We start from the raw sequence: 13167 nt of genomic DNA, 5'->3' as shown, positions 1-13167 counted from the left end.
CACTTTCTTTTATTTCAAAATATAAGTATGTGGAACAACTTGTTTTCTATTCACTTTGTAGATATATGTAAAAAAGGAAAACATATCGCTAGTTTGGTGCACACGCAGTAAAAAGCAATGTAAATGTATGTAATTAATAAGGTTCTTTCCATAAATGGGTAAATCACTGGTAATAGTAGAGTCACCGGCCAAAGCGAAAACAATAAATAAATATCTAGGTAAAGATTTTATTGTGAAATCGAGCGTCGGGCATGTAAGAGACCTTCCGACGAAGGCGTTGGGTAAAGTAGAGCCCAAAAAGCCGGCAAAAGAGCTAAATACTTATACAGATAAAAAGAAAACTGCTTATCTTAAGGATTTCGAGTACCGCAAGCTGGTTGACCGGATGGGAGTTAACCCCAAACAAAACTGGCAAGCTCATTATCAAATTCTGCAAGGCAAGGAAAAGGTTGTTGCTGAACTGAAAAAGTTGGCTAAGGACGCAGATACGATTTACCTAGCAACGGATTTGGATAGGGAAGGAGAAGCGATTGCATGGCACCTTCAAGAGCTACTTGGCAGCAAAAACAAGAGTTATCAGCGTGTAGTTTTCAATGAAATAACGAAGTCCGCCATCCAAGATGCTTTTTCTGACCCTGGTGTTGTTAATATTAATCGAGTAAATGCTCAGCAAGCGCGCCGATTCCTTGACCGCGTGGTGGGTTTTATGGTTTCACCATTACTGTGGAAAAAAGTTGCAAGAGGCTTGTCTGCAGGAAGAGTTCAATCGGTTGCTGTGCGTCTTGTAGTAGAGCGTGAAAGAGAAATTAAGGCCTTTGTTCCTGAAGAATTTTGGGATATTCATGCCGACCTTAAAACCAAGTCTGCCGCAAAAGACAAACTACATATGCTGGTTGCAAAGCATAATGGTACAAGCTTTAAGCCTGTCAATGAAAAGCAAGCGATGGCGGCAGTCTCTAATCTTGAAAATGCTGAGTATACGGTTAGCAGTAGAGAGTCGAAACCAACACAGAGCCGTCCTTCTGCACCATTTATAACCTCTACTTTACAACAAGCTGCAAGTACTCGATTAGGTTTTGGTGTTAAGAAAACAATGACAATGGCGCAACGTTTGTATGAGGCTGGGCATATCACGTATATGCGAACAGACTCTACAAACTTAAGTAAAGATGCGGTAACCAGTTGTCGGGAACTTATTCAAAAGCAATTTGGTGATAAGTATTTACCACCAAACCCGATAGCCTATGGAAGTAAGGATGGTGCTCAGGAGGCTCATGAAGCTATCAGGCCCTCAAATGTTGCAATAAAGGCAGATTCCCTCAAGGAGATGGAAAGAGACGCTCAGAGGCTTTATGAGCTGATCTGGCGACAGTTTGTCGCCTGTCAAATGACAGCGGCTAAATATGACGCCACGACAATTCGTGTAGAAGCTAAGGGTTATGAACTGACCGCGAAAGGGCGAGTACTCATTTTTGATGGTTGGACCGCGGTGCAGCCGCAAATAAAACGCAAAGGTGATAACGAGCTCCTGCTACCAAATGTTAAACAAGGCGATAAGCTTGAATTGGAGAGCTTGGACCCCAAGCAGCACTTTACCAAACCCATTGCTCGATTTAATGAAGCTTCTTTGGTTAAAGAGCTAGAAAAAAGGGGTATCGGCCGCCCATCGACCTATGCAAGCATTATTTCGACCATTCAAGATAGAGGTTACGTTAAGCTAGATTCCAAACGTTTTTACGCCGAAAAAATGGGTGAAATTGTTAACGACAGATTGGTAGACAATTTCTCAGATTTAGTCAGCTTCGATTTTACCGCGAAGATGGAACAGCGTCTCGATGATATTGCCCATGGTGAGAAAGAATGGAAGTCGGTGCTAGATAATTTTTATTCCGAGTTTTCTGAACAATTAGAAAAAGCTGAAATGCCGGTTGAAGAAGGTGGTATGCAGCTAAATCAAGCTGTTCCAGTTGGCATTGAGTGTGGCAAATGTAGTCGTGAAATGAACATACGAACGGCTAGCACTGGCGTATTTCTAGGATGCTCTGGTTATAATCTTCCTCCTAAAGAAAAGTGCACTAACACGATGAATTTAACGCCAGGGGAAGAGGTTGTTAAGGTTGACGATGAAGATGAGTTGGAAACTGAATTACTGCGTTCCAAGCGCAGGTGTGATAAGTGCGGCACTGCAATGGATAGTTATTTAGTCGATGAAGGTCGAAAGCTCCATGTGTGTGGTAATTTACCGAGCTGTGATGGCATATTTGTTGAAAAAGGTACCTTTAAAATAAAGGGTTATGATGGTCCAATTATCGAGTGTGATAAATGTCAAAGTAACATGGAGCTTAAAAACGGTCGTTTTGGCAAGTACTTTGGCTGCACAAACGAAGAATGTAAAAATACACGTAAATTGTTAAGAAATGGAGAGGCTGCGCCTCCTAAAGAAGATCCTGTGTTTTTACCTGAACTTGAGTGCGAAAAATCGGATGCCCACTTCGTGCTTCGAGATGGTGCATCTGGCATATTCTTGGCGGCACATACCTTCCCTAAATCACGAGAAACAAGAGCGCCTCTGGTTGAGGAATTAGCAAGATTTAGAGACCGCATATCGCCGAAGTTTTATTATCTTGCGGATGCGCCAAAATCGGATCCGGATAAAAACCCGACGATAGTTCGTTACAGTCGGAAAACAAAGCAACAATACGTGATGTCGGAAGATAAAAAGGGTAAGGCAACCGGTTGGTCTTCTTGGTATCAGAATGGTAAGTGGGTTGCAGACGATAAACGCAAGAAAGCGAAGAAGTGATTAAAAATGGCATTATCTCTACAGGATCAGCTGTTAAAAGCTGGCTTAGCCGATAAAAAGAAAGCTAAGAAAATTAAACAAGAAAAACATAAGCAAGTAAAAGCGAAACAAAAACATAAGGCTGTGATCGAAGATGAAGCCAAAATTGCAGCCAGCGAGGCCTTAGAAGCTAAAAAGAGCAAAGATAGACTTTTGGCCAAAAAGCAAAAAGAAGAGCGCTTACAAAAAGAGATTGCTGCGCAAGTTATCGACCTTATAAAAGTAAACGCGCAAAGTCGTAAAAAAGGCGACTTAGTGCTTAATTTCACGGTAGATAATCTAGTTAAGCGCATGTATGTTGACCAAAAAATGCATAAATTGGTTACCCAAGGGCGCTTGTCGGTAGTGAGTTATGAGCCGGATGTGTACGAACTAGTGCCCACGCCGGTTGCAGACAAAATCAAACAACGCATGCCAGAGTCGGTAATTTATCAAGCGACAGAAATCGAGCAAGACAAAAACGAAAGTGATGATGATGACTGGTATGCTGATTATGAAATTCCTGACGATTTAGTATGGTAAGCTTGCCTAACAACAATGGTGAACGCTATTCGTCGTGGCCAAGGCTTCGCCAGTATTGTGTGCAAAGTTGATACTATTGCTTGCTTATGGTTTTTTGAATAGTGGTAAAGTTTGAACTGTAACCGTCGAACAAGAAAAAGGAGAGCTGATTTAGCTCTCCTTTTTAGTTTTAGCGCCTAGTGAAAAACTGAGTTTTAGCACTAGGTCAATATTAAGCGTCTACCTTATCAGGGTTTTTTGCTTCAGCAGACACCTGCGTTTTGACATTTGAGAGTACCGCCGGAGCGCCACCTAATTCAAAGCTTCCACGTGCCTCTAAGTCTAAAGCCTCTACCACTTCACGCTCAGCAGGCGCATCCACTTTTGCTGGATTAGCCATTGGATGAGTACTCATTACTAAAGCCGATTTTTGATAAGCCTTTGTTTGACTCGCAGGCTGCTCGGGCGCAGAAGCTTCAGGTGCAGCTTTGATTTGCACAGTACTTTCGCTTTCAGCATTACTCTGTAGCTCTGAGCTCTCATTTTGTTCGCCGTCGTTAGCATCCAAAACTATTTCGGTTTGCACAGGTTCTTGCTGCAATACTTCAGTATTTACTTTTTCATCAACAGCGTCATCGAGACTTGATGAATCAGTATCAGCATCAAATTGTAGTTCATCTTGAACAACTTCTGACTCTGGCGCTTGCTGGTCTTTATCTTTCTTACGACGCTGACCCGCGGCTCTAACGTGGCGAGGAGACCGTCGACCTCGACCTTTTTGCGACTCAACTGATTTGTTATCTGAGCTTTCAACAGGGTTAGCCTCACTGACCGATTGCTCCGGTGCGGCTAACTCAGTAGTTCCCGTGTCCGCTAGACTTTTCTCTAGTTGCTCAGTCACTGCTGCATTTTCAAGATTCTGTTGCAAGTTTGAAGGGTCGTCAGCTTTAACTGATGCAACAACTGGTGCAGATTGTTGAGACTGCTCAGGAGCAGAGTCTGTTGCAACTGCCTCGTTTCCAGGGGCTGGACTATTATCATTGACTCTTATGTTACGCTTGGTATCTCTGCGCTTGCGACGTTCAGCCGGCGGTCTTTTCTTTTGCACAGGTTTTGTCGCTTTATTATCTTCGACAAGGTCTGACTTAGCATTACCCTTAGCACTTTCGCTTTGTGTATTTTTACGATTTTCATTGCGATCCTTGCGCTCAGGTCTATCGCTTCTGTCTTGTCGCTCGGTCCGACGTTTACGGTTATTCGGACGCTCGCCTTGCGGTTTTTCAGAACGTTCAGGGCTATCTGTTTTGTCTTGGTTTTTATCGTTACGTTGTCTTCCGCGCTGATTGGTATTTCGGCGTTTGTTATTACGATTACGATTATTATTGTTATTTCTACGTTGTGGTTTTGGTTCTGGCTTTTGCTCTTCTTCTACAAAGAGTGATTTTAACCAAGACACTACTTTGGCGATGAGGCCCGGTGATGATTTTTCACTAACAGCAACTTGTGATGGTGCAGGAGCAGCCTGTTGAGGTGCCGACATTCCAGCTAAAGCGGGTTCTTCACGCTTAACGGTTTTAGGCGCTGTAATATCAGCAGCAGTCTGCGGTACTTCAGCAAGCTCAATGTTGTAGCTGATATCGTCGACTTTGTCATCTGGACGTCTGCGCACTATCTCGTAGTGTGGTGTTTCAAAATTAGGATTAGGGATAATCACTAATTCAACGTTGTGACGTTTTTCAACACTGCGTACCGCTCGACGTTTTTCATTTAGAAGATAGGTAGCCACGTTTACAGGTAACTGCGCTTCAATTTGCCCGGTGTTATCTTTAATACTTTCTTCTTCAATAATACGAAGTACAGATAACGCTAAAGACTCTGTTCCGCGAACTGTTCCGTGGCCGCTGCAGCGAGGGCACACATGATAAGCTGACTCGCCAAGAGAAGGGCGTAATCGTTGACGCGACATTTCTAGCAAACCGAACCTAGAGATGCGACCCAACTGGATACGCGCTCTATCAGGTTTTACCGCTTCTTTCATGCGATTCTCAACTTCGCGTTGGTGTTTAACAGGTGTCATATCGATAAAGTCAATCACCACAAGACCACCGAGGTCACGTAAGCGTAACTGTCGAGCAATTTCATCCGCAGCTTCCAGGTTGGTGTTGAATGCTGTTTCTTCAATATCGCCACCTTTGGTAGCGCGTGCGGAGTTGATATCTATCGAGGTCAGCGCTTCTGTTGGGTCGATAACTATCGAGCCACCAGAGGGTAGACGAACTTCACGCTGGAAGGCTGATTCAATTTGGCTTTCTATTTGATAATGGCTGAATAACGGCACGTCGCCTTTGTAGAGTTTCACTCTGTTCACAAAGTCTGGGCGAACAAGTTCTATATGAGATAGCGCTTTTTCATAAATACTTTGCTTATCAATAAGGATTTCACCAATGTCTCTGCGCAAGTAGTCACGGATAGCACGCACAATAACGTTACTTTCCTGGTGAATCAGAAAGGGAGCTGGGCGCGATTCGGATGCTTTAGTGATGTTTGACCAGTGATTAACCAGTACGCCTAGATCCCATTGCAATTCTTCATACGACTTGCCGACGCCTGCAGTACGGACTATTAATCCCATACCTTTAGGTAAGTCTAGTTTGTCCAGCGATGCTTTTAGGTCGGTTCTTTCATCACCTTCTATTCGACGAGAAATTCCGCCTGCGCGAGGGTTGTTTGGCATGAGTACAAGATAACTTCCAGCAAGAGAAATAAAGGTTGTTAATGCTGCACCTTTTTGACCTCTTTCTTCCTTGTCTACCTGAACGATGACTTGAGTGCCTTCTTTCACCACTTCTTTAATGTTCGGGCGACCTTCAAATTTGTATCCTGAAGGGAAGTAGGTTCTGGCTATTTCTTTTAGCGGGAGGAAACCGTGACGGTCAGCACCATAGTCGACGAAAGCGGCTTCAAGACTCGGTTCAACGCGAGTGATAGTACCTTTATAGATGTTTGCTTTTTTCTGTTCGTGACCGGGGCTTTCAATATCTAAATCGTAGAGTTTTTGCCCATCTACTAGGGCTACTCGCAACTCTTCTTGCTGAGTTGCATTTATTAGCATTCTTTTCATTTGTATCTAGCTCAGTGTAGGGAACAACCGCTTGATACAGCTTTGAATTAATTGTGTGGCTGAGCCTCACGGCTGAGTTTTACTATCCGTTTAAATTGTGTCGGTTTTGGTCGAGATTATAAGTTGTTGTTTATTATCGTTTTAAACTATTACTTTACAAAAAATCTCGTGGCTCATTTCGCCGCTATTCCGTTTTACAATGCAACAATGAGTTATTCATTGTTGTTAATTCAAATCTGTTCAACAGTCTTTTTACCTGTTTAATAATGACCTTGTTGCGTCTGTTTTTCAACGCAGTGCATGTCTCTCCTAGCACTCTTTATCAAGGCTCGCGTTAGCATGTAAAATGGCTAATGCGGGTAATGGTGTCTGCTCTTGCTCCAACATGTTTGCGTTGGTATGTAGAGGATGCTTATTATGCTATTGATATGTAAATAGCTTATGCATTTGCACCGGCGCGCATTATTGCCTAAATACACTTAATTAACAAGATAAATAGTATAGTTACATCGAAAATTATACTATTTTGGCACGGCATTTGATATTCCGCTTGGCTTAGTGCCTGCCGCTCTTGTGAGTATATTTTTCATCATTCATTGTAAATCTCTGTATACTAGCGCCTCTAAGATTTCTCTCTTCAGTATTTACAGGCAACATTTATAGCAATGAGCGAACAATATAATACCGTGCAAATGGTTGAAATAACCGACGATCACAAGGCCCAACGAATAGACAATTACTTAACCACCAAGTTAAAGGGTGTGCCAAAAAGTATGATCTATAGAATTGTCAGAAAGGGTGAAGTAAGAGTCAATAAAAAACGGGTGAAACCTGAATATAAGCTTTGCATCGGTGACATTGTTAGAATACCCCCTGTGCGTACCGCGGTAAAAGAAGAGCAGAATATTAATCTACATCGCGTTTCTACCCTCGAGTCACATATTATTCATGAAGACGACAGAATAATTGTTTTTAATAAACCAAGTGGTTTGGCGGTGCATGGTGGTAGTGGATTAAACTTTGGTGTTATTGAGGGGCTTCGCGCACTCCGACCACAACATCAATTCTTAGAATTAGTTCATCGTTTGGATCGAGATACCTCGGGTTGTCTTCTGATAGCGAAAAAGCGTAGTGCTTTACGTGACCTGCATGAGCAGCTAAGAAATAAACAAGTTGATAAACGTTATCACGCCTTAGTCGCTGGGCAGTGGCCTGAGACAAGGTTCAAAGTACTTGCTCCACTGCGCAAAAATGTACTTAAAAGTGGTGAACGTTTGGTGTCCGTGGCAGATGATGGGAAGCCATCAGAAACGAGATATCGTGTTCTTGAACGCTTTCAGCATTGCAGTCTTGTTGAAGCAAGCCCAATCACTGGTCGCACTCATCAAATTAGGGTGCATTGCTTGCATGCCGGTCATCCTATCGGAATGGATTCGAAATATGGCGATGAAAACTTCGATGCTAAGCTAAAGTCACTTAAATTTAATCGACTTTTCTTGCATGCAAAAAGCTTGTCGTTTAATCACCCCGTAAGCCAAGAGAGAGTGCGTTTTGAAGCTGACTATGACCAGTCACTTAGCGCTTTATTGTCGACACACAAAAACGATATTTAGAAGGTGCAAGCATCAGCATGGAACATGAATTTAAGTACATAATATTTGATTGGGATGGCACGGTGATGGACTCAGCTGCAAAAATTGTGGCATGTATGCAGCGGGCAGCAATACTGAGCGGTCTTCCAAAACCGTCAAAAAAAGAAGTAGAAAACATCATTGGCATTAGCCTTAAACCAGCAATACAAATTCTATTTTCTATTGATTCTATAAAAGCTGACGAAGTAACAACTCATTACAAAGAAACTTTCCTAAACGAAGATACAACTGCTTGCCCATTATTCCCTCACGCCGAGTCAACATTGCTGGCTTTGCAGCAAAAAGCCCGTCTTGCAGTGGCTACTGGTAAAGCGCGCCGAGGATTGGATAGGGCCTTTTCGCTAACTAACACTAAGCATTTTTTTGAACTTTCTCGTTGTGCTGACGAGGCTGAGTCTAAGCCAAGTTCCGATATGCTTTTACAAATACTGGCGCAATGGCAAGTGTCTGCTGAAGAGGTACTCATGGTAGGTGATACGACCTACGACATGCAAATGGCAGAAAATATTGGTATGCCACGTGTGGCAGTGAGCTATGGCGTGCACGATGCTCAGGATTTACAAAAGCACAGTCCTTTAAAGTTGATTGATTGCTTTTCTGAATTATTGGATTTTGTGTAAAAGCGGGTTTACGCCAATGCGCAATAGTGCTTTGTTCACCGCAATTAGCGACAAGCCAACGATCGTCGTTGGGTCGCTAGACTCTATCTTATCAAACAACGTCACTCCCAAGCCTTCGGCTTTAAAGCTTCCAGCACAATCGAGTGGGCTTTCGGCCTCTATATAGGCTGTAATCTCTTGTAGACTTAGATCACGAAAAGTAACGTCTACCCAGTCTAGAGTATTATCTGGTTGATTATGCTTCGGACTTAAGCAACACAGACCAGTAATGAACCTGACCGTTTGTCCAGAGCACTTACTAAGCTGTTCAATAGCATTTTCAATGGTATGGGGTTTGGTGAGAATTTCAGGATGAGAGTCTTCGCCTTTTTGACCATCGCCGATTCTGACATACGCAACTTGATCTGACGCTAATATAATATGTTCGGGATATACAGATTGGGCACTTAGGGCCTTTTGTAAACTTAGCCTTGAAACCAAGTCTTCTGCGTTCTCGTTTAAGTGCCGACTTTCATTGACATTTGGTGAGTAACTGTCAAAGGGCAGCCGCAGACGAGATAAAAGGGCTTGTCGGTAAGTTGATGAAGAAGCTAAAAGGAGTTTCATGTTGGCCTTATTGATGAAATTATTGTCAGAGCCAGTACAAGCATTTCATTGCTTCGAACTAGCTATCGGCTATTCGCTTGTAGTGTAACGCATAAAACATTTTGACTCTGCATCTTTAAAGCTTTAGAATGCGCGCGCTATGGATAAAGTGAAACTACCAATACAAATCGACCCGCAAAAAAGTGCGATGAAACGTTCTACTTATGTAGGCGTATATCCCGCTTCTTTGATGAAGAGGTTTGTAGGGGCAGTTAATGCGAGTGATGAGTATATCTCAGTGGATGTTAAGTTTTCAAAAGACGCGCAGGGTCTTACTTACTTTCAGGGAAATGCGAAAACACAAGTTGAATTACTTTGCCAGCGGTGTAACCATGAATTTCCTCACTCAATTGCAGTTGAGTATTGTTTCAGTCCTGTGCAGGGGCAAGAAGCAGAGGAAGAGTTACCAGAAGCTTACGAACCGGTAGAGGTCAATGACCACGGAGAAGTCGATTTACTTCAATTAATTGAAGACGAATTGATTTTATCCTTACCCATCGTTGCTCTTCATGCAGAAGAAGATTGCGGTGTAAGTGAGGATGACATGACATTTGGAATAATCGAACCGGAACAAGAGCGTAAAAACCCATTCGCGGTTTTAAAAGAGCTTAAGCGAGATTAGGAGTTTAACCTATGGCTGTACAAAAGAGCAAAAAAGCACGTGCGAAACGCGGCACACGCCGTTCACACGACGCTTTAACAGGCGCAACTTTATCAGTTGATCAAACGTCTGGTGAAACACATCTACGTCACCATGTGACTGCAGATGGTTTTTACAAAGGCAAAAAAGTGATTGCTGATTAATTCGGCCTCACACTTTGTCTAACGTAAAAATTGCATTAGATATCATGGGGGGCGACAACGGCCCCCATGTTCTTCTCTCTGCTGCCGATCAGGCACTTCAAACATTCCCTAACTTATCGTTAATCATTTGTGGATCGCAGACTGTCCACAATCACTATATAGCGACACTCGGTGAATATGACAAATCCAGGGTGAGTTTCTTAGTTTGTGAAGAAGTGGTTGAAATGACCGACAAACCTACCACTGCTCTTCGCAAGAAAAAAGCATCATCAATGCGCAAAGCTATCAATTTGGTTGCTGAGAACGAGGCTGACGCATGCGTATCATCGGGCAATACAGGTGCATTGATGGCTATCGCTTATTACGTGCTGAAAACACTGCCCGGCGTTTCTCGTCCGGCCTTAATTTCATGGTTGCCGAAAATCGAGGGTAAAAAAGTGCTCTTGCTTGACCTTGGAGCATCAGTCAACTGCGATGCTGAAGGCTTATTTCAATACGCTGTGATGGGCTCGGTATTTGCCGAACAATGTAACGGTATTAAAGCTCCCAAAGTCGCTCTATTAAATGTGGGAGAGGAAGACATTAAGGGAAACACCTTGGTTAAACATGCTGATCAGCTTCTTCAAGATAGTCAAGGTACCAACTATATTGGCTATGTTGAAGGTGACCAAATATTCTCTGGGAAAGCAGATGTTGTTGTTACTGATGGCTTCACGGGTAACATTGCCTTGAAGTCAAGCGAAGGCATCGCAAAGTTAGTCATTCACGAGCTTAAACGGCTTACTACAGAGACCTTTGCTGCTCGAATTTTCAGCAAGTTAGCTCTACCATTCTTAAAAAAACTCTATCGCCGCATGAACCCCGACCAGTATAACGGCGCCAGTCTGATAGGATTGCGCGGAATCGTTGTAAAGAGTCACGGGAATGCCTCTGCTGAAGCTAGTTTTTATGCAATAAAGCAAGCTTATGAAGAAGCCGAGAACGCGGTTCCAGACAAAATAAAAACAAAAATAGAATCAGTCTTGATGGAGCATTAAACATGTATTCACGTTTTATAGGAACAGGGAGCTACTACCCAACGGATGTTCGTTCAAACGCAGATTTAGAAAAAATGGTGGATACCTCCGACGAGTGGATTACTGACCGCACAGGTATAAAAGAGCGCAGAATCATCGGCGCTGAAGAGACCGCCGCCACCATGGGGGCTGAAGCTTCTAAGAAAGCACTTGAGGCAGCAGGAATAGAAGCCTCTCAACTCGACATGATTGTTTGCGCAACTACAAGCGGGAGATACTCTCTACCTAGTACGGCTTGCGAAATTCAAAATATCCTTGGTATAGACAATATTCCAGCCTTTGACATTGCAGCAGCGTGTGCTGGTTATTGTTATGCCCTAAGCGTTGCTGACCAATACATCAAAAGCGGTATGGCGAAGAGAATTCTTGTTATAGGCACCGACTGCTTAAGCCGACTCATTGATCCAGCAGATCGTTCGATGGTGATTTTGTTCGGCGATGGTGCAGGGGCTACCATTATTGAAGCCAGTGAAGAACCCGGTATTTTATCTACTCATATCAATGCGGCTGGCTCGCATGGTGATCTCCTGTATGTTGGCAACCCTACACGTGGTGATGAGCAATCTGTTCATGAAAACTGGGGGGTGATGAAAGGTAATGAAGTATTTAAAGTAGCGGTAACTAAGCTCAGTGAAATCGTGCTTCAAACCTTAGACGCAAATAATATGCAAAAGTCAGATATTGATTGGTTAGTACCTCATCAGGCAAATTTCCGCATTATTAAGGCAACTGCTAAAAAGTTAGATATGTCACTCGATCAGGTAGTAATGACCTTAGAAAAGTATGGCAATACCTCTGCTGCAACAGTGCCAACCGCACTCGACACAGCAATTAGAGATGGTCGGATACAGAGAGGGCAAACACTCTTACTGGAAGCTTTCGGTGGCGGTTTCGCCTGGGCATCCGCTTTAGTGAAATACTAAGCGTTACAGATAATAATAAAAATATAGATAAGGAATTTAGATGAGTAAAATCGCTTGCGTTTTTCCCGGTCAAGGCTCTCAATCTGTCGGTATGCTCAAAGAGCTTGCCGCACATTCGGGGCTTGTTGAAGAGACCTTCGCTCAAGCATCCGATGCTTTATCGTATGATCTTTGGGATTTAGTTCAGAATGATGATGGTACTAGGCTCAACCAAACGCACATTACACAGCCGGCCCTGCTTACAGCAAGTGTTGCAGCATGGCGAGTTTTTTCGGAAAGAGCTAAAGAAAAATCCATAAAGGTTGATTATCTAGCGGGGCATAGTTTAGGTGAATATAGTGCGCTTGCATGTGCCGATGTGCTCACCTTGTCTGATGCAGTAAGTTTAGTAAAAGCCCGCGGCGAATTCATGCAACAAGCAGTTCCTGCTGGTGCAGGCGCTATGTATGCAATAATTGGTTTGGATGACGCAAGTATTATTAACATTTGCGCAGATATGGCTGCTGAATCTGGGAAAGTTGTTTCTGCGGTTAACTTCAACAGTCCCGGTCAAGTTGTGATTGCCGGTGAAGCCAATGTGGCGGAAAAAGCAGCACTAGCGTGTAAAGAAGCAGGGGCGAAGAGAGCACTTCCTTTAGCAGTGAGTGTACCTTCTCATTGTGCGTTGATGAAACCAGCCGCTGATAACTTATCAGAATTGTTACAAGAGGTGAGCTTTAAAAGCCCGACCATCGAAGTGATTAACAATGTGGATGTAAAAGTAGAAAATTCAGCCGCTGCGATTAAAGATGCCTTGTTAAGACAGTTGTACATGCCGGTCAGATGGACAGAGTCAGTGCTATCCTTGAGTGATAATGGCGTGACAAAAATCATCGAAGTTGGCCCAGGTAAGGTGCTAAGCGGTCTTAACAAGCGTATTAACAAAAGTTTGGAATTACTCAGTTTTAATCAGCCAAGTGATCTTGAAAATATATAAGGATAAT

Annotated in this window: 11 protein-coding genes; 9 read left to right on the top strand and 2 right to left on the bottom strand. The window is 43.2% G+C overall.

Annotated elements, in window-relative coordinates:
• Positions 1–154: 154 nt before the first annotated feature.
• A complete protein-coding gene (gene topA, locus ISG33_RS05860) occupies positions 155–2803 on the top strand; it encodes a type I DNA topoisomerase (protein ID WP_195732569.1) in 2649 nt (882 codons plus the stop codon).
• Between the two features lie 6 nt (positions 2804–2809).
• Positions 2810–3364 carry a DUF2058 domain-containing protein gene (locus ISG33_RS05855; RefSeq protein ID WP_195732568.1) on the top strand — a complete coding sequence of 185 codons (555 nt, stop codon included), beginning with the start codon at positions 2810–2812 and terminating at the stop codon, positions 3362–3364.
• Between the two features lie 211 nt (positions 3365–3575).
• Here the strand turns inward: ISG33_RS05855 and rne are convergent, their stop codons facing one another.
• Positions 3576–6455, bottom strand: coding sequence for a ribonuclease E (gene rne, locus ISG33_RS05850; RefSeq protein ID WP_195733053.1), 2880 nt, complete (start codon positions 6453–6455; stop codon positions 3576–3578).
• A 674-nt stretch (positions 6456–7129) separates the two neighbouring features.
• Here rne and rluC point away from each other — a divergent pair.
• A complete protein-coding gene (gene rluC / locus ISG33_RS05845) occupies positions 7130–8077 on the top strand; it encodes a 23S rRNA pseudouridine(955/2504/2580) synthase RluC (RefSeq protein ID WP_195732567.1) in 948 nt (315 codons plus the stop codon).
• A gap of 17 nt (positions 8078–8094) precedes the next feature.
• Positions 8095–8736 carry an HAD-IA family hydrolase gene (locus ISG33_RS05840; RefSeq protein ID WP_195732566.1) on the top strand — a complete coding sequence of 214 codons (642 nt, stop codon included), beginning with the start codon at positions 8095–8097 and terminating at the stop codon, positions 8734–8736.
• Here ISG33_RS05840 and ISG33_RS05835 read toward each other — a convergent pair.
• Complete coding sequence (locus tag ISG33_RS05835) at positions 8719–9342, bottom strand: Maf family protein (RefSeq protein WP_195732565.1); 624 nt, start codon at positions 9340–9342, stop codon at positions 8719–8721. The genes ISG33_RS05840 and ISG33_RS05835 overlap by 18 nt on opposite strands.
• A 139-nt stretch (positions 9343–9481) precedes the next feature.
• Between ISG33_RS05835 and yceD the strand changes: the two genes are divergently transcribed.
• From yceD to fabD, 5 genes are read left to right on the top strand one after another with little or no spacing between them, the layout of a single operon-like run.
• Positions 9482–10003, top strand: coding sequence for a 23S rRNA accumulation protein YceD (yceD, locus tag ISG33_RS05830; RefSeq protein ID WP_195732564.1), 522 nt, complete (start codon positions 9482–9484; stop codon positions 10001–10003).
• 11 nt (positions 10004–10014) lie between these two features.
• The gene (gene rpmF, locus ISG33_RS05825; protein ID WP_195732563.1) at positions 10015–10185 is read left to right on the top strand and encodes a 50S ribosomal protein L32; all 171 of its coding nucleotides are present in this window, start codon (positions 10015–10017) and stop codon (positions 10183–10185) included.
• Between the two features lie 14 nt (positions 10186–10199).
• A complete protein-coding gene (gene plsX / locus ISG33_RS05820) occupies positions 10200–11222 on the top strand; it encodes a phosphate acyltransferase PlsX (protein ID WP_195732562.1) in 1023 nt (340 codons plus the stop codon).
• A gap of 2 nt (positions 11223–11224) precedes the next feature.
• The gene (locus tag ISG33_RS05815) at positions 11225–12184 is read left to right on the top strand and encodes a beta-ketoacyl-ACP synthase III (protein WP_195732561.1); all 960 of its coding nucleotides are present in this window, start codon (positions 11225–11227) and stop codon (positions 12182–12184) included.
• A gap of 40 nt (positions 12185–12224) precedes the next feature.
• A complete protein-coding gene (gene fabD, locus ISG33_RS05810) occupies positions 12225–13160 on the top strand; it encodes an ACP S-malonyltransferase (RefSeq protein ID WP_195732560.1) in 936 nt (311 codons plus the stop codon).
• The last annotated feature ends 7 nt before the right edge of the window (positions 13161–13167 follow it).

Origin of the sequence: Marinibium conchae (genome assembly GCF_015595035.1) — a bacterium.
Lineage (GTDB): Bacteria > Pseudomonadota > Gammaproteobacteria > Enterobacterales > Alteromonadaceae > Glaciecola.
Note: the sequence above shows the minus strand (reverse complement) of the source record. Positions and strands in the feature narration are given on the sequence as shown.